The organism is Shewanella sp. 10N.286.52.A9 (assembly GCF_041468985.1).
Classification (GTDB): domain Bacteria; phylum Pseudomonadota; class Gammaproteobacteria; order Enterobacterales; family Shewanellaceae; genus Shewanella; species Shewanella japonica.
Genome location: NZ_JBFRJQ010000002.1, coordinates 207758 through 224833 on the forward strand (window position 1 = coordinate 207758; position 17076 = coordinate 224833).

18 protein-coding genes are annotated in these 17076 nt (G+C 40.9%); all 18 read right to left on the reverse strand.

Annotated elements, in window-relative coordinates; genetic code table 11:
* Positions 1 to 11 precede the first annotated feature (11 nt).
* The 18 genes from AB4128_RS01905 to csrD all read right to left on the reverse strand — a co-directional run bounded on the left by AB4128_RS01905 (position 12) and on the right by csrD (position 16915).
* Entirely contained in the window at positions 12 to 491 is a 480-nt protein-coding gene (locus tag AB4128_RS01905) for a hypothetical protein (RefSeq protein WP_055022909.1), read from the reverse strand.
* Positions 481 to 1338: a PilW family protein gene (locus AB4128_RS01910; protein WP_372036564.1), complete on the reverse strand. Its 858-nt coding sequence runs from the start codon at positions 1336 to 1338 to the stop codon at positions 481 to 483. Before AB4128_RS01910 ends, AB4128_RS01905 begins: the two co-directional genes overlap by 11 nt.
* Complete coding sequence (locus tag AB4128_RS01915; RefSeq protein WP_372036566.1) at positions 1338 to 1841, reverse strand: prepilin-type N-terminal cleavage/methylation domain-containing protein; 504 nt, start codon at positions 1839 to 1841, stop codon at positions 1338 to 1340. Before AB4128_RS01915 ends, AB4128_RS01910 begins: the two co-directional genes overlap by 1 nt.
* Positions 1831 to 2328 carry a type II secretion system protein gene (locus tag AB4128_RS01920; RefSeq protein ID WP_192021977.1) on the reverse strand — a complete coding sequence of 166 codons (498 nt, stop codon included), beginning with the start codon at positions 2326 to 2328 and terminating at the stop codon, positions 1831 to 1833. The genes AB4128_RS01915 and AB4128_RS01920 overlap by 11 nt, the downstream gene beginning before the upstream one ends.
* Before the next feature lie 190 nt (positions 2329 to 2518).
* A complete protein-coding gene (locus AB4128_RS01925) occupies positions 2519 to 3007 on the reverse strand; it encodes a type II secretion system protein (RefSeq protein ID WP_055022913.1) in 489 nt (162 codons plus the stop codon).
* A gap of 202 nt (positions 3008 to 3209) precedes the next feature.
* Entirely contained in the window at positions 3210 to 3716 is a 507-nt protein-coding gene (locus AB4128_RS01930; RefSeq protein ID WP_372036567.1) for a Tfp pilus assembly protein FimT/FimU, read from the reverse strand.
* 177 nt (positions 3717 to 3893) lie between these two features.
* On the reverse strand, positions 3894 to 4499 hold the full coding sequence (locus AB4128_RS01935; RefSeq protein ID WP_055022915.1) for a prepilin-type N-terminal cleavage/methylation domain-containing protein: 606 nt from the start codon (positions 4497 to 4499) through the stop codon (positions 3894 to 3896).
* A 137-nt stretch (positions 4500 to 4636) separates the two neighbouring features.
* Positions 4637 to 5161: a hypothetical protein gene (locus tag AB4128_RS01940; RefSeq protein WP_055022916.1), complete on the reverse strand. Its 525-nt coding sequence runs from the start codon at positions 5159 to 5161 to the stop codon at positions 4637 to 4639.
* A 7-nt stretch (positions 5162 to 5168) separates the two neighbouring features.
* A complete protein-coding gene (locus AB4128_RS01945) occupies positions 5169 to 6383 on the reverse strand; it encodes a type II secretion system F family protein (RefSeq protein WP_055022917.1) in 1215 nt (404 codons plus the stop codon).
* A 2-nt stretch (positions 6384 to 6385) separates the two neighbouring features.
* A complete protein-coding gene (locus tag AB4128_RS01950) occupies positions 6386 to 8140 on the reverse strand; it encodes a GspE/PulE family protein (RefSeq protein WP_372036570.1) in 1755 nt (584 codons plus the stop codon).
* Positions 8137 to 9510, reverse strand: coding sequence for a lipopolysaccharide assembly protein LapB (locus AB4128_RS01955; RefSeq protein WP_055022919.1), 1374 nt, complete (start codon positions 9508 to 9510; stop codon positions 8137 to 8139). The genes AB4128_RS01950 and AB4128_RS01955 overlap by 4 nt, the downstream gene beginning before the upstream one ends.
* Positions 9507 to 10439, reverse strand: a complete 933-nt coding sequence (locus AB4128_RS01960; RefSeq protein ID WP_055022920.1) for an ExeA family protein — start codon at positions 10437 to 10439, stop codon at positions 9507 to 9509. Before AB4128_RS01960 ends, AB4128_RS01955 begins: the two co-directional genes overlap by 4 nt.
* Before the next feature lie 24 nt (positions 10440 to 10463).
* The gene (mshL, locus tag AB4128_RS01965; protein ID WP_055022921.1) at positions 10464 to 12140 is read right to left on the reverse strand and encodes a pilus (MSHA type) biogenesis protein MshL; all 1677 of its coding nucleotides are present in this window, start codon (positions 12138 to 12140) and stop codon (positions 10464 to 10466) included.
* A 13-nt stretch (positions 12141 to 12153) separates the two neighbouring features.
* Positions 12154 to 12468 carry a hypothetical protein gene (locus AB4128_RS01970; RefSeq protein WP_055022922.1) on the reverse strand — a complete coding sequence of 105 codons (315 nt, stop codon included), beginning with the start codon at positions 12466 to 12468 and terminating at the stop codon, positions 12154 to 12156.
* Positions 12455 to 13105 (reverse strand): hypothetical protein, encoded by a 651-nt coding sequence (locus tag AB4128_RS01975; RefSeq protein WP_055022923.1) that lies wholly within the window; start codon positions 13103 to 13105, stop codon positions 12455 to 12457. The genes AB4128_RS01970 and AB4128_RS01975 overlap by 14 nt, the downstream gene beginning before the upstream one ends.
* Positions 13102 to 13704: a PilN domain-containing protein gene (locus tag AB4128_RS01980; protein WP_055022924.1), complete on the reverse strand. Its 603-nt coding sequence runs from the start codon at positions 13702 to 13704 to the stop codon at positions 13102 to 13104. Before AB4128_RS01980 ends, AB4128_RS01975 begins: the two co-directional genes overlap by 4 nt.
* A complete protein-coding gene (locus AB4128_RS01985; protein WP_372036573.1) occupies positions 13701 to 14630 on the reverse strand; it encodes an MSHA biogenesis protein MshI in 930 nt (309 codons plus the stop codon). The genes AB4128_RS01980 and AB4128_RS01985 overlap by 4 nt, the downstream gene beginning before the upstream one ends.
* Positions 14631 to 15031: 401 nt before the next feature.
* Positions 15032 to 16915, reverse strand: a complete 1884-nt coding sequence (gene csrD / locus AB4128_RS01990; RefSeq protein ID WP_055022926.1) for an RNase E specificity factor CsrD — start codon at positions 16913 to 16915, stop codon at positions 15032 to 15034.
* Positions 16916 to 17076 lie beyond the last annotated feature (161 nt).

Below are 17076 nucleotides of genomic sequence, written 5' to 3' on the forward strand. Positions count from 1 at the left end.
ACTTCAATCGATTAATTACCACGAGCTTCTACCTCGACCTGTCTATTGACTCTTAAACAATTTGTCGTTGCTGCATTACCAGCGCAATCGCCAGTCTCACATACTGCATTACTGATAATTTGATATTGCGTTACTCCATCAACACTAATAGGTGTGCAAGTTACCGTGACACTGCAACCATGAAATCCCACAGAGTTAGGCGGTGTCCAAGTTGAATTAGCGCTACATACACCAACAGCGCCAGAGAGCGGAAATAACTTTGCTAGCTCTGCATCTGCTGCACTATTGGCACTAAACAAAGCCCTTGCCCCCCAGACTTCAACGTTCACTGATGCGTCTCCATCCTCAAGCATCCGAATCAAGGTACCTGCTAATAAAAACATCACAATAATGACAAAAACAGCAATAACTAATGCACTGCCTTTTTGCTTGCTAGCACCAAGGTTTACATATTGCTGTGGTTTTCGATTAAGTCGATAGTTATGGGACATTGGTCACCTGCACTTGATGCTGATATTTAAATGTTTCCCCATTCACACTAAAGCGTGGTTCAAGGTGGACTATCGCATTCGTCATTAAATTCTGCTCAGTGACTTTAATCGCCGGTTCAACTAACAAATTATTGGTAATATTTTCAGCCATTAATACCCCAGTTCCCATACTTGATGGCACTGGTTGGCTAATGAAATAACCATAATTGGCATAACGATATAGGTTGACAACCGAAGAGTTAATTGCGCTTTCAAAACAATAGCTCACAGGCTCATTAGCAAAATAGATTCGTTTAATAGGCGACTCTTCAGCAAATTGAACCGAACTTGCAAACGTTAGTGTGATTTTGTCTGCTGCAGAACTACTCGATTGCACTTCAAAACGTTTATTTCGGCTCGCTTGATAGATATCGTTAACGCCGCCAATACTTTCATTCGCAAGAGGGTAAACAATCGCAAACACGCCTGACGCGACATTAATATTATTATCAACAATGGTGCCTGTCGTTGATGATGTATCTGGATAAATAGGCAAATCTAAATAGCTACTGCTTGCCTCAATCGGAAGCAATTCAATACACTGAAAAATACCTAAATTGGCCGTCCTAATTCTGACACTGTTGGGAACTGAGTTGCGTATATCCCTCGTCATTCTTTCCATAGCAAATCGGCTTTGTCCCAAGACTTGGTCAATCGAGCTCGACTCAACAAAAATACGTGTTCCGAATATGACGAAACTACTGACCCCAACAACTAAAATCCCCAAAATGATGATAACGGTGACCATTTCAACTAGGGTAAAACCCGCTTGCTTCATCTTCGAATAACGCTTGCCCTTTTGCTTCATTAATAATTACTCCTTACCGCTTGGTAAGTAATAACTTCGCTTGAAGGTGTCGTGACATCAATGGTAATCAGCTTTTGGGCTTGACCATTTATGTATTCCACATTGACTGACATCTGATAGCCAATATAAACATCAGCATAGGTCTGGCTAGAATCAAGCATGGTGCTGTTAATGTTGAGTCCGTGATAATCGTCGACATCATTAAAGTCATTGCGATTTTCGCCATTAGGTCCAAGTGTAGAAGAGCAACTGACACCTAAAGGGGAATTACACGCTGGAATACCGCCATTAGAGTTCGTGTTTTCATCAAAACGTTTACCCCAGATTTCATTCATCACTGAATGAGCAAGTTCAGCAGAGCGAACCCGTGATAATGTATCTACAGCCCGATCAGCTTGCGGCAATAACATCGACGTCAACATCACGATGGCAATACTAAGCACCAGCATGCCAATAACAAGCTCAATTAACGTAAACCCTCTGCCTCGACATTTATAAACCATGAATATATCCCTCGGATTCCATGGCTATAGTGAGGCTTTCATCAGCAACAACGACAAAGCAACTGCCAGTACAAGCCAATGTAGAGCGGCCTAAATTATCGAAGTCCATGCTAAAGTTAGTACTGGAATTACTCGCAAGCTCAATATACGCACCACCATTAAAGGTTTGCTTTAGATCGGTTCGTATCAGCTGGGCTGGGACACACCCCGCGAACGGCGCATTAATGTTATGACTATAGGTTGTTAATTGATAACCGTCTGAATCGACAGTGATGCGATAACAACGATCACTGTTATTAAGCGCTTTAATTTGAACCTGCCTCAGTTCACTTATAAATTCATTTCTCAAAGTGTAGGCACTGTAACTCGATTCAGGTATCAGTTTGGGTATGACGAACACAGCAAGAATCCCTACAATTAAAATCGTAGTGACTAGCTCAATAAGTGAAAAGCCTGAAGCGTATCGTTTACTCTGATTGTGCTGCATCCGAACGGTTAACGCCTTTTATTACATTTTCCTATACACAGTATGGCAAAATATAACATAAACGTCTTGATATCCTTTATTAAAAATACTTTTTAGCAATGATGTTTCAAAGGTAACAACACGACATAGAGGAGAATATTTCAGACAATAAAAAAGGCCTGCATGCAGACCTTTTATTTACAAACGAATGTTAGCAGTCAGACGCTGTAGGCATAGGTAAAAAACCACCATTACCGTCAGAAATACCACTTGAGAAAGTTGGAGTACTTCCTGATGTTTGCGCTTCGGTATATTCAATATAACAATTAGTTGGTGCATCTTTTTGCTGAATTTTCACCGTACCACCTGTTCCTGTAATATCCCAGTCGTCAGTAGACATATCAACCGCTTTAATAAGTTCATCGGCATCACCTTCAGCATAGCCAAAAACTGTCACTAAATTACTGCTTGCGCCAATATCAACAGAGCCAGGATCTTTCTTTTCTTCACCAGCTAAAGCCGCTTTTGAATAAACTAAACTATTAGCACTTTGAATGGCAGCTTTCGCACCTTGCAATGTGGAAACTCGAGCATCACCTTGTAAATTGATAAATTTAGGTGCCGCGGTCACAGCCAAGATCCCTAAAATAATGATCACCACGACTAACTCAATAAGTGTAAAACCTTGTTGCTTTTGCATTTGAAAACCTTCACTAAAAAGTAGAACAACGACAGCTCTTGTTGACACTATAATTAATGTTCATGAGCATATTCTTTTATCAAGGTAATGTTATCATTCCGTTGATTTATAGTGTGTTACCGACAGCACAAAAGTGTTTTAAAACCTGATATTTAGACACAAAAAAGCCCGCAATAATGCGGGCTTAAATTTTATTTACTTATTAACAATCTGAAGCGTCAGGAATTGCTGTATAAGTTGGAACTGCTGTAGCCGAAGCGGCAGCTGTATAAGTAAAGAAACACGTTGTTGGAGCACCCACCTGCCAGAAAGTTGCAGGATTTGTTGTGGTATCAACAATCCAATCAGTAGTTAAACCATCAGCAGTAGGATCATCGCCTTCAGCAATACTTACTTCTAATGCATTTTGAAAGTCAGCTAAAACATCTGCAGTTAAATAACCATAATCAGCTGTGACAGTAATAGGAACGGCAACTGTTCCACCAATCCTTACAGTTTCATCATCTCCTTTTTCTTGACCAGCTAAAGCAGCTTTAGAGTAAATTAACGTATTTGCTCCTTGTAAAGAAGCCTTTAAGCCATTCAACGCAGATACACGAGCATCACCTTGAAGGTTAATAAATTTAGGTGCTGCAGTTACCGCTAAAATACCCAAGATGATGATAACGACAACTAACTCAATTAATGTAAAACCTTGTTGCTTTTGCATAATGTAGACCCTTTATTTAAATCTAATATGTGAATTTTGTACATCTGTTCATTTGTAAAATGCCCACTCAACATTCCATATTTTGTGGTTGTTTTTCGAGCCGCTATATTGCGACTTTAATTGTTACTCTTAGTTTGGCAATGTTGAAAACCTTCATTGACAAACAATTAATAAAATCTAGTCATTGCTGAAACTAAGCACTTGCCCAGTACCAGGGTTATATGTCACCCCCTTCGCACCTGCAGTAGACAAGTCAGGAGCGGGTGAAGGAACACCGGAATTTTGATTTAGTGTTAAAGACGCTACTTGGTGGTAAACACATAGGTCAATTCCAGTGACGGTTGTGCCATCAATAGACGTGGCTGAACCGCCCACCCCATTTTGCACTCTGACCGTGTAGCGTTGCTCACGAGCATCTTCATTGTAAATCACGTTACGAGGCGCACTTTGTAAAACGTTATTAAACACTTCTTGGCACGTAGCATCTGTCATAGCGGTGACATCAGTATTACTTGTTCCTGTAGGGAAACCAAATCGCGTATCTAATGACACCACTGTGCCGTCTAAAATAACGGACGTATTGCGGCGGCCATCAACTTCCCACTGAGCACGTACAAAACCAACTGCAGTTGCGAGTCCACCAGCAACTCCATCAATACTGGCATTTTGCGCATCTTCAGTAACATTTAAAAAACGTGGTATTGCTGTTGCGGCTAATAAACCGAGAATAACAATAACAATAACCAGCTCGATTAATGAAAAGCCTTGCTGTCTTAATTTCATATCTAAAATACCTATTTTACGCCTTACAAATATTGAATAAACATCTCAGCAGTAAGACTATTGTTACCTAGCTAAAGCTTATGTGTAAACAAATTTTAGCATCATTTCTACATTTAAACAGTTGTAATAGTTAAATTTTAATCACTGCCTTCTAAAAAAATCACTCGCCCAGAGCTTGCTTGATAGCTGATGCTGCCACTTTGATCTGTGGTAAAGCGACAAATTTCTGGCTCTTTTTGATAAAAAACATCAGCTTTAATGTCATGCAAATCACTTGCCATTAGCTGTTGCCATAATGCCCTACAACCTGCTTCATCACTCGAGTTTAATAGCGGCCAGCCCTGAGGCGACATCTGAATAATGTTATTTTGAGGCTGAACCTTAACCTCATCAAGCTGTCGATTTGCTGAACCAACACCTGTCTCTTCCCAACTGAGTTTAAGTGCGCTGGGCCTGCCCTGGCTTAGCCATTGGCTTTTCACCATAGCCAACACATATAACAGGCGGCTATGCTCAAGCTGCAGCCCCTTTGTTCCAATACTTTCAACACTCGAAAAGTGCTTACTGGCGATAACGGCCATAATAACCAAGACTAAGGTTAACGTAATAATACGCCCGTAGGTCCTTAGGAGATCGCTTTCTGACTTCTGTTGTTTTTGCATTTTGCAATCAACCCTTAACAACGTTCAGCATATCCCACATAGGTAAGTAAATACCTAGTGCTAGGATCAATACGATACATGCTACAAATCCGATTAAAATCGGTTCTAACTTTGCTGTTAAGTTTTTTAAGTCGTAATCAACTTCCCCTTCGTAAAAATCTGCGGCGTCATTCAACAGCTGATCGATTTGCCCAGTTTCCTCACCTACAGCCACCATTTGCAATACTAACGGAGTAAACAGTCCACTTTGGTTAGATACCCGCAGCATTGATTCACCTGATTCAATACCTCGACGCATTGCCACAATTCGGTCGTGCATATAGCTATTATCAACAGCATCAGCGACCAAGCTTAACGCTTGGGTCATAGGCACACCTGCTCCCAACATCATCGAAAAACTTCGGCAATACCGAGAAAGCGTTGAACGTTCAATAATTGAGCCTACAGCAGGGATATGCAGTTTCCAACGGTCCCATTGTCGCTCCCCTTTTTCTGTATGATGCCAATATCTAATCCCAATAATTGCACCAACCACAGCAACTAACATGACATGCCAATAATTTACGAATACATTTGAAGTGGTGATTAAAATTTTTGTTGCCCAAGGTAAGTCAGCGCCAAACCGTGAAAACATATCAGCAAACTTGGGGATGACCATGATATTGAGGATCACCATGGCGATGGTAATCGCAATTAATACAAAAATAGGATAACGCATTGCCGATTTTATTCGACGTCGAGTCTCTTGTTCACGTTCTATATAGCTAGATAATTGAATAAATGCATCTTCCAGCTTACCGGTATTTTCACCCACATGAACCATCGAGATAAACAATGAATCGAACACATCTTGGTGTTGGTTCATTGCCGCAGAAAGTGGCCTACCAGACGTTAATTGCTCTGAGATATCATTTAAAGCATCTTTCATTCGCTGAGAATGCGTGGTTTCAGCTAACCCCGCTATCGCCCGCAGAATTGGAATTCCAGATCGAGTCAATGAATACATCTGTCTGGTAAAAATTTGCAACTCTTCAAGCGAGACTTTGCTTGCAAAAAGGCTACCCAATTTAAATGGCTGAGATTGTTTAACTTCACGCAGCTCAAGGGGAATGATGCCTCGAGACATCAAAGCATCAGCAGCACTACTTTCATTTGCTGATTCAATAAAGGCTTCTACGGCTGCGCCTTGATTGTTCCGACCTCGATACCGGTAAGTTGGCATACTTAGCTCCCCATACCCATATCTGCAGGCATGGTTTCTGCGCCTGGTATTTCACTGACATCTTCTACCAATTTGGCAACTTCCTCGATGGTTGTCATGCCGTTATAAAGGTACTCAAAGGCCGAGTCAGCTAATGGCACAAAGGTCGGACTTTTTTGCGCAGCACGAGCAAAGTCTTGCGGGTTTCCTGTACGCATGGCATCGACCATATCGTCATCAAGTTCAAGAATTTCAAAAATACCAATACGACCACGATAACCCGAACCGTTACAGCTTTGACAACCTGTCCCTATTTTATAACTCGCAGCACTAAAATCTTTTTTAGCAATCGTGTTTATCCAGGCTAATTCTGAGCTTGTAGGTTGATGCTCCGTCATACAATTTGAACATACACGCCTAACGAGTCGCTGGGCAATAATCACTCTTAATGCACTCGCAACCAAATAGCTTGCCGCCCCCATATCCAGTAAACGTAATGCACTGGTAATCGCATCATTGGTATGCAAGGTTGATAATACAAAGTGACCGGTTAGTGCTCCCCTTAACCCAATTTCTACCGTTTCTTGGTCACGCATCTCACCGACCATGATGATATCGGGATCTTGACGCAGCGTTGTTCTTAATACGTTAGAGAAGTTCAAACCAATTTTATGATTAACTTGTACTTGGTTAATGCGAGGTAACTGATACTCGACCGGATCTTCAACAGTAATAATTTTAGTATCAGGCGTATTTAGCTCACTTAAAATGCCATATAAGGTTGTGGTTTTACCGCTACCTGTTGGCCCTGTTACCAAGAGCATGCCGTGAGGACGTCTAATCTGTTTTCTGATCCGTTGCAAAATATGATCAGGCATACCCGTTTCATTTAACGTCAGTAAGCCGGCTGATTGATCTAGCAAACGCATCACCACAGATTCACCATGATAAATTGGCATGGTAGACATACGGATATCAATCTTATGGCCTTTGATTTCAATATGAAAACGGCCATCTTGTGGCATTCTTTTTTCTGAAATATCCAAACCAGCCATTAACTTCAAACGCAGCACCAGTGCGGAAGCGATATTAACTTCATCTAAGGTATTTTCATGCAGCTGGCCATCAATACGTTGGCGTATCCGTAATACTTTTTCACCTGGCTCAATATGAATATCCGAAGCACGCATTTGTACTGCATCTTCAAAAATTGACTGCAATAACTTAACCACGGTGGTTTCGTTATCGCTATCGCTGTCAGTGATGCTCGCCAAATCAAACATGTCATCAGCGGCATATTCTTCTTCAAGCTCACCTGCAATTTTGGCAATTTCACCTGTACGACGATATAAGTTATCGAAAGCATCCAGTAATTGTTGCTCAGGCGTCACCGCAATAGTAATTTTCTTTGGTGCTACGAACACTTCTAAATTATCGATGGCCTGTAAGTCTGCAGGATCACTCATGGCCAATGTGACCGTATCTTCAGTGGCCTTAACCACAAGCGCACGATAACGTCTAGCCTGCACTTCAGGAATAAGATTGACGACTTCAGAAGGAATCGATAAACGACTTATGTCTAAATACGGCAGGTTTAATTGCTGAGATAAAAACTTGAGCAATTGATCTTCTGTAATACAGTGCAAATCAATTAATGTGCGTCCCAACTTCTTACCTGAGTTTCGTTGCTCAGATAAAGCCTGGGTTAATTGGTCATCAGTAATAATGTGTTCTTGAACGAGAAGATCGCCTAAACGCATTTTTAATTTTGGTTTCATTGGCTACCTTCAAGTTGAATTAATCGTTGTTCTATATACGTCATAGCACCAGTTGATAAGCCTCGATAAGATAACGCTTTACGGTAAGTCTCTGCCGCCTCTTTATATGCTTGTTGTGAATCGAGTGCATATGCTAATCCCATCCACCAACGCGCTTGTGAAGGCTCAAGTCCGACTAATGAGCGATATGCCGACTCTGCCAATTCAAATTGGCCATTTTTCTGGGCAATATCACTTTGTAAAATCCACTTATCCCTTGCCCAGTCGCTGTTATCACTCACTCCTGATAAGGTGATTAATGCCTTATCAGGACTAAATGACGCATTCTCAACTTTGGCTTTTAAAATAGCGAGTTCCACTTCCTCAGGAAATTGAACCACGCCTTGTGCCAAAATCTGCTCAGCTCGCCCCAAATTATTAAGCGCGTAATACAAAGATGCTAACTGCTTTCTTGCTTGATGCATTGATGGCTCTAACATCAATGCTTCGTAATAGTATTTAATGGCTCTATCTACTTTTTGCTGCTGCTCTGCAACCTCTGCAATATCAAATTTCTTTTGTGCAAGCTCTGCATTTGATAACACAACCTCAGTGACAGCCATGCTGCCCTTATTCGCTGTCGCACTAACGCTATTTCTTGCCGTTGTACTCGTTGGCTTTGATTCATTGATTGTAACGACATTATTTGCCGTTTCTTTTTGGTTATCAGCGACAATGGCCGAACTGCGAGTGTTTTGACTAAACCTGACTTGTACTGAACCTGAATCATTGGTTTGAGTTTGCTCAACCTTATTTACTTTTACAGCCCTATCAATATCTTGTTTGCTTTCATTTCTCGCAATTTCCACCGTCGCGATGTCAGTATTTTTTGGTTTTACATCCCTATCGACGACACTTTCCTCTTCGGCAATCTTGTCGTCATCTTGTTTCATGTCATCAGTAGGTTCATTAGATGAAAATGACGCATCCGCTATCGTTGACTGACTCAGCGAGATAGATTCATCACTGCTTTTAACTGCCGTAACCATAGGCTGATCATCACCTAAATTCTCATTAGGGTTTACCACTACTGAAGCATTGTTGTTAGCCCGTTCAGGTGTCAATGGCTGTAATTTTTGCAGCTGCATTCCCTGTCGATACAGCATTATGCCTAACAAAGCTACCGCGACTAACATCAGTACAGACATCAGCAAGCTTTTGTTAGAAGAGCTTGCACTATCAGTAGTCGTCCCTTTTGCCATATTAACTTGACTAGTAAACTGTACTTCAGGTCGCTGAAATCCGTTGGCCTCAGCGCCTTGTGGACTCTCATCAGAATGTTGTTGCTGACGCTTATCCAAATCTTTTAATACTTTATTAATGACGCTCATATTGACTCTCTTAACATCGATACCCAATCAACATCAGCGACATATAGCATCGCCAGTGAAGCGCATAAAAGTAGTAATAAAAAAATCCATCGTTCTTGTTGCTGAGCTGGCGGCAAGGGTTCAGCATCTTCTGTATCCACAATGGCCGCTTTACAATGCTTTGTATGAACTCGAGTTTCACCCTCTGCGAAACAAAGTAACAGCGCTTTATTAGTAATCACATTCACCAAACGAGGAACCCCTCGCGCTGCAGCGGCAATAAGTTTCACATCTTTGTCATTAAACAATGAATGACCTTGATAACCAGCAACGGACAACCTGTAGTCGATATAGGCTTGGATTTCATCCCACGCTAGTGGTCTTAATTTATAACTAAAGGTTATTCTTTGTTTTAGTTGCCTTAGCTTGTTATCTTCAAGTCGTTCATCTAATTCAGGTTGGCCAAACAACACCACTTGAATTAACTTGGTGCTTTCTGTTTCTAGGTTGGTAAATAGCCTTAAAGTTTCCAAACTTTCATTCGGCAAAGCTTGGGCTTCATCCAATACTAAAACGACCTGTAAACCTTGTTGATTAAGCTCAAGTAACCTGCTTTGAATTAAACTCGTTAGCTGTTGCTGGTTTAAGTTCTCATCTAATGAAAGCCCCAACTCTGTCGCTAATGCCCAACGAAGCTCTTCTGGGCTTAAATAAGGGTTTGGCACATATGCGCAATGGTATTGTTCCGGTAAATCATTGAGCAGCTTTCTGCAAATCAATGTTTTACCCGTGCCAACTTCCCCTGTGACTTTAATAAAGCCTTCACCATTCTCAATCGCAGTTTGCAGCACTTGTAATGCTTCAACATGCGGCGTTAACCCAAAAAAGAATTGCGTATTAGGTGTTAACGTAAAAGGTAACTGAGTTAAGCCAAAGTGTTGTTGATACATAGCATTTTCAACGGCATTTAGCCGTTACTCCTGCTCTGGATACCAACGATCAAGTAAATCTTTAGAGCGTTGTAATTCATTACTCCAAGTATCAGCTCCTACTACGGTAGGTTTTAGCATGATAATAAGTTCTGTTTTCTTTGTGGATTTACTGCGATTAGTAAAGGCTTCTCCAATAAATGGAATATCACCTAATAAAGGCACTTTAGACAACGCTTCGATATTCTCACTTTTCATTAAACCACCAATCACAACGACATCCCCTGAAGAGGCTTTAATCACAGTGTCTGACTCACGAATTTCACTTTGAGCCAGTGGCAACTCTAAACTTGAACCGCTAACTTTAATTTCTTTAACTTGCTCTGAAACATCAATAACGGATGGATGAACATGTAATAACACATTACCGTCTGCATCGATTTGTGGTGTCACATCTAACGCGATACCTGAAAAGAAAGGAGTGAGTTCAACTTGAGGAGTCGTTACAGGTGTTGTACCTGCCACTGTCGTTGACGAGACATCAGTAACGAAGTATTCATCATTACCAACCTTAATTACGGCTTTTTGGTTGTTTGATGCGGTGACTCTAGGACTTGACAGCACATCTACATCGCCTTGGGTATCAAGTAAGCTGATCATGGTGCTAAAATCTGTTCCTGTAAGGCTAATTGACGTAACACCACCAATGACATTAGTGATTTGGTCGCTTAAGCCACTACCTGGTGAAGTCCCAAAGTTAATATCAGTACTACCTGCGTGTCCTAATACGTTATCCCACTGAATACCCTGTTGGTAGCCATCCGATAATGTTACTTCTAATATCTTAGCTTCTAGGATCACTTGGCGTTGTAAGTGCGTTTCCGCTTTTTTCAGGAATGTACTGACTTGACGTAATTCATCAGGATACGCTCTTACAGTCACTAAGCCTGCTTGTGGCGTTATCACAACTTGGCGCCCGCCACCTGTATTACCGATAATTGATACTAAGGTTTTCTCTAATTCACCCCAGAAATTAGATTTCGTTTTCGAGCGAATAAAGGTGCCGTTAGTGTTGTCGTTACTATCGTTATTATTGTTGGAGTTGTTATTATTACTCGAGTTGCTACTTGATGAGCTACTGTTGGAGTTCGAATTCGAGTTGGAGTTTGAATTGTCATTATTATCTGAAATACGGCCAGAACTCACCGAGGTTAAGGATAGCCCTTCTCGTTCCATATAAAGATAATTTAGCGGATAAGTTTCTGTGCGCATTCCAGCAGGGAAAATACGCAAAATACGACCTTCACGGCTCACTTCGTATCCGTAAATATCTTCAACAACTTTAATCACTTCCGACAAGGTTACGCCGTTTAATGAAATGGATATAGTCCCGCTAACTTCAGGGTGAACAGCAACACTTAGTGGCGTTCCTTGAACAAGGCTTGGGAAAAATACTTTTGCATCAACATCATTAGCAGACACATCAAATCGACGCTCTTTAGGTAAAGATGTCGCCCCACCAAGTAAACTGGAACCATTGAGTTCACGTTGAATTTCCTCAGGCATTTGCGCAGGAGGCGGTACAATATTTTGCGCCGTTTGCGCTTCGGCGAGTGACTGACTCAACTCCGTTTTAGACGTCGTTGGATCAGGTCTGTCTGTTGTTTGACAACCTAGCAAACAAAGAGATAGCAGAGGGGTTGCGTATTTAATAAATTTCATTGTTATTCTTGTCCTATCGCTCTGTTATCGACTGAAATAGCTTAAGTTTTCGTCCGTCAGACAAATTAACGTAACTCTTGCCGATATATTCAATTCTGGCGCCATCAACACGCTCACCAACAGAAAAAATTTGATTATTGATTACAGCGTGAGGGCTAGCACTTTTTACAATGCTATTGAGTACCAATGATTCAACTCGCTCCCCACCACTTGAGGCCGTCACATAACCTTGTCCTGGTAATGTCGGATCTCTTAATGACTTGGCTGAAGCTAACCCGCTAAAAACACACAAGCTCAGCACTAATAAAATTAATTTATTCTGCGACACTGATAAACTCCTTATTAATACTCAAGGTATATAGCTCGAGTTCGACAGTGGCATTGGGGTGTGTATCAACATGGTAATTGAGACGCTTCCAATACAATTTATCTGGCATGGATTCTATTGACTCAATAAATGCCAAAATGGAAAAGAAGCTCCCTTCCAACGTCAAATGAATGCCATGACTGTATAAGTTCATTTTGTCTTCTTCGCCCACTTGCAATAACGGTGTTGGCGCTATCGATCCAAAAGATAACAACTTCACCCCTTGAACATTGGCAAGCAGGTTAGTGAGCACGGTTGGCATATAGCTAGCAGGCACCATAGATACCATTTGTTTATCAAGCTCTGCATCAGCAACGGCCGTTTGCTCTTCAATCAAGGTTAATCGGTTGCGATAATCTGTGTTGGGATCCATTGCTAATCGTTGCTGATACAAAGCGATTTGCTGCTCAGTAACGGATATATCGGTATTTAATTGGCTTAACTGTCGATTAAGCTTTTGTCTTTCTTTAAAGATACTTTCAACAGGAAGGTAAACGACCATCGCGATAACAACTAAAGTTGCAATGCAAATTAAGACCCGCTCACGCTGACTAAGCTCATTAAATTTAGTGTCTAATTGCTGCCATAATTGCTTCATTTTTTTACCTCCACGTCTGGCGTGCTAGATAACTTGAAAGCAATAGGTTTTGACTCGCCTCTATCCATCGTCATGGTTGAAAATGCATACCCTTTCAATGTTTCGGTGTGCTTTAACTTCTCGACCCATAACGGAATGCTTTGTGGCTGTGCCCCATATCCTTCGAACTCAAAGTGTTGTTGGTTAATGTTAATTTGGCTGAGCCACACCGAACCATCTGATACGCTAGCAAGCTCGGTCAGTAAATTTGAATAGCCTTGACTGATTAAATTCTCACGTTGCTTGAGCTCACCCGATAATAAACGTTTTAAATCTAAACGCTGTTGAGCCAATTCAACACTCGCAACAAGTTCAGGATCTGGTGCACGAGTTGATATCTCAAGTTCAAGTGCATTTTTTTGAGTATCAAGTGAAGATTTAGCAGCAGAAACGCTCGACACTTCTGCATTCAGACCTGTAACAGACCAATAGCCAATTGCCCAAATCAACATACTAAATACGATAAGCCCGCCAACTGCCATCATCATGCGCTGGAAAGACAATCTTAATTTAGCAGGCAATAAATCCGCACTGTAAAGATTAACCGTGGTTTTTATCATGCATCACCTCCGGTTAATTCCACCGCGGCCAAATAAGCCATTTGACTTGCCACAGAGGTATTTTCAATCGCGCTGACTGGTTGATTAAAGTTCTGCGATACCAATGGCACTAACGCTTGGCATTCGCCATCAATCAATAAATCAATTGAAGCAACCGGTGCTTGACGCAGCTGACTTTCAAAATAATCCATTGAACGCTGAATTTCTAAGCTCAGATTATCAGCGAGTCCATACTGCAAATCGGCGGCACTGGCTTTATCTATTTGGGTAAATCCACGCACTCGACGCTGCATCAACAGCTCACCTTGTTTGACGACCGTTAATAACAGTTCTTGCTCTGGTACATGACTCACCACCATGTGCGGCGCTTGATCGTCAAATAAACGCGGCATAACTAATTCTTCAATGGTGATATCCTCAATTACAAAGCCATGCTGCTCACAGGATTGTGCCAAGGTAGAAAGTTGCACTTTATTGGCGACCACAACGTTTATTTTTCCTGTTGTCGTGAGCGATGATTCAAAATAATCTAATTGAATGTTCGTCACCTGTTCGGTCACTAAATCTTTTACCGCCCATAATAATGCTTGGTTTAATTCATTCGCCTCTACATTGGGTTTATCAGCCACAATCAATTGATAAAATGATTCAGCCAATACAATGTGTAATTTCGCAGCACCAAAGCTCGCTTTAATCTCAGCCAGCACCTCTGCCCAATTCTCACCACTAAAGGCAAATTGCTGTATGTTGTCAGATAAACTGAAGTTAGCGTTTTTTTGATTTGTAGAATCAAGTTCTTGCTGTTGAGTACCTGATAAATCGGCCTGGAAAACACTAATGTGAGTTGCACTGATATACACCCCAAGTTTTGCAGAAACTTGAGTTTGGCGCCAAAAGGTCAATTTACTTAAAAAACCATTATTCATTCAAAACCCTGTGCCCAGATAATCAGGAAAATAACACATAGCGGCAAACACCATGCAACTTCACAGCAACGATTCACTTCACTCAAAAATACCAGCTCAAAACCAACAACTATGTAACATAAAGAACGTTCTGAGCAGGAAAATAAGTCAAAAAAATACCGTACGACATTTTAACTGCTAATCACTTAATTTTATAGAAAAATAATCTTAAAAATATTGTATATATTTAAGATAGATTGTTATGCCTTGATACTCAAGTTTCACAATCTCATCACGATCAAGATGTAACGCAATTGTTAATGACGAATGAGATATTAAGTTGGCGAAATATAAAGCAATACAAGTTACATACCACTTTGGATTGGAAGGTATCAATGTGCGACACAGGGTTGTGGTCGCTGTTAATTAAAAAAATCCCCTTGAGCGGCACTCACACCTAAAATTTTCAATGTTTGCCATTCTTCAAATTGAGTCACACCTTCAGCAAATACCTGCACTTCAGCACGATATAAGCCGCCAATTAGGCTACGAATAAATAACTGGTTTTCGGGTTTTAGGTGGATTTGGTGAATAATCGAACGGTGCAGTTTTACTAAGTCAAAGTGACACTCTTGAATATAGTGAGTACCCACAACTTGCAATCCGACATGGTCAACACACAGCTTAGCTCCTATTTTGCGAAGCATATTCAAATTCTCGACCAATTTATGCTGATGTTTCACCACAATATCTTCTGACACCTCAAAAGTAAGACGGGAGGCTAAATGACGATGTTCCATCAAGGTGATTTTTAACCAACGGCTAAATGCACGACTCGTTAACGAGTCGAGGCTTAAGTTAATACTATAGTGATCTTGATTATTCACCATCAAATCAAACATGACTGTTTCTATTAATTGCCTTTCAACTTGAGGCATCAAGCCACACTTGTTCGCCATTGGAATAAATAAGGTCGCCCTAACTTCATTACCCTGATTATCAATTGCACGGCTAAAGGCCTCTTGATGACAAGTATGCCCATCACTATCAATGACCTTTTCCGTAATCGCAACAAAGCGCTTATTCACTAATGTGTTTTCTAAAAAGCTTCTCCATCGCACAGAGCCTTTTGCTATTTCCTTATCTACAGCGCCTTTGTCATACATAAACCAGTTATTACTACGTTGAAGCTGCGCGGCTTTAAGTGCCATTTCAACTTCTTCTAGTACTTGTTCTTGCATGTCTCCTGCACTATAAAAAGCAGCGCCTAAATGCACATAGTTATCTTGAGTGTCTGACTGATTTTGAAGTTGCCTAACAGCCAGTTTTAGCAGTTTGTTTGCCAAACTATCTGCTTCATCTAAAGAAAGCTGAGGGGCGACAATCACAAACTGATTAAAATCATACCGTGCAAAAGTGACATCTTCATAGGGGTGTAAAACTTGTGTAATCGCTTGTACAAAGTCGTTAAGTTGCTCATTAACAATGTCATCGCCTTCTTGTTGAAGCAGTAAATCCAAATCGTCAAAGTTAATGAGCAAGATCACACCGTGGGCAATCATACTGCTTTGATGCGTCAGTGCTTCGAGTCTATTTTCAAAGAAAATTCGGTTACCAATACGAGTAGCAGGATCGAGGAAGGTTTTAGAGCGAATAAATTGGTCAAAGCGGCCACGCTCTTTTTGCGCATCTTGCAGTTGTTCAAGCAACTTAGTCATTGCCCTATTGACTAAGCGAGGGCGGCCTTTGCCTGAAAATTGCAGTGCTTTTTCATGCTCCCCCTCAATTACAAGCATACTGCGCTCGGCAATTTGCTCAATACCATCAAGCTCATGGTTAAACCAGCGAAGACCATAACGGACAAATAAAGCAATCGCGATAAATGAAATCAATAAGCTTAAATACTCGTACCAGCCTAATTGATGTAATAAAAACGGCTGAGGCAGCTTAAGCTCCATCGATAACGACTTATCTGCGTCAATAACGTGTTTATATAAGGTTGGATTAGGCTCAGGTGTGGGCGAGTAATACTCAAATAAAATGGTATCGCCCTGAGTTAATTTAAATGAAGTGGTATTGTAGGCGATTAAAATCGGCGGTAGCCAAGCATGTAGCTCCCAATGACTGTCAGCCTGATAATGCTCCACGAGCATTGATTCTAATTGAGTGACTTTTTGTTGCTGAAATTTGTAGGTGAGCTGGATAAAGCTGATTAATGCACCAATAAAAAAAATCGCTCCGACAGCAGTTAATGACAATAGCCAAAAACTGGTCAATTTTTTCGTTAAAATTTTGGTTAATTTCATTTATCAGCGTCCTGCTAAAGCGCAATACTGTGAGATTTTATTATTATCAGCATTTGGCCTAATCATGCCAAATACTCACCACTCAACTGTAGATGATTATTCAGTAGCTTATAGTAAAAGGCAAACCTAATCTTTATCGAGTTCTGTAGACACAAAAAAGG

Coding starts and splice junctions, on each gene's coding strand:
- AB4128_RS01905 (WP_055022909.1), bottom strand. CDS start 491: ATGTCCCATAACTATCGACTTAATCGAAAACCACAGCAATATGTAAAC.
- AB4128_RS01910 (WP_372036564.1), bottom strand. CDS start 1,338: ATGAAGCAAAAGGGCAAGCGTTATTCGAAGATGAAGCAAGCGGGTTTT.
- AB4128_RS01915 (WP_372036566.1), bottom strand. CDS start 1,841: ATGGTTTATAAATGTCGAGGCAGAGGGTTTACGTTAATTGAGCTTGTT.
- AB4128_RS01920 (WP_192021977.1), bottom strand. CDS start 2,328: ATGCAGCACAATCAGAGTAAACGATACGCTTCAGGCTTTTCACTTATT.
- AB4128_RS01925 (WP_055022913.1), bottom strand. CDS start 3,007: ATGCAAAAGCAACAAGGTTTTACACTTATTGAGTTAGTCGTGGTGATC.
- AB4128_RS01930 (WP_372036567.1), bottom strand. CDS start 3,716: ATGCAAAAGCAACAAGGTTTTACATTAATTGAGTTAGTTGTCGTTATC.
- AB4128_RS01935 (WP_055022915.1), bottom strand. CDS start 4,499: ATGAAATTAAGACAGCAAGGCTTTTCATTAATCGAGCTGGTTATTGTT.
- AB4128_RS01940 (WP_055022916.1), bottom strand. CDS start 5,161: ATGCAAAAACAACAGAAGTCAGAAAGCGATCTCCTAAGGACCTACGGG.
- AB4128_RS01945 (WP_055022917.1), bottom strand. CDS start 6,383: ATGCCAACTTACCGGTATCGAGGTCGGAACAATCAAGGCGCAGCCGTA.
- AB4128_RS01950 (WP_372036570.1), bottom strand. CDS start 8,140: ATGAAACCAAAATTAAAAATGCGTTTAGGCGATCTTCTCGTTCAAGAA.
- AB4128_RS01955 (WP_055022919.1), bottom strand. CDS start 9,510: ATGAGCGTCATTAATAAAGTATTAAAAGATTTGGATAAGCGTCAGCAA.
- AB4128_RS01960 (WP_055022920.1), bottom strand. CDS start 10,439: ATGTATCAACAACACTTTGGCTTAACTCAGTTACCTTTTACGTTAACA.
- mshL (WP_055022921.1), bottom strand. CDS start 12,140: ATGAAATTTATTAAATACGCAACCCCTCTGCTATCTCTTTGTTTGCTA.
- AB4128_RS01975 (WP_055022923.1), bottom strand. CDS start 13,105: ATGAAGCAATTATGGCAGCAATTAGACACTAAATTTAATGAGCTTAGT.
- AB4128_RS01980 (WP_055022924.1), bottom strand. CDS start 13,704: ATGATAAAAACCACGGTTAATCTTTACAGTGCGGATTTATTGCCTGCT.
- AB4128_RS01985 (WP_372036573.1), bottom strand. CDS start 14,630: ATGAATAATGGTTTTTTAAGTAAATTGACCTTTTGGCGCCAAACTCAA.
- csrD (WP_055022926.1), bottom strand. CDS start 16,915: ATGAAATTAACCAAAATTTTAACGAAAAAATTGACCAGTTTTTGGCTA.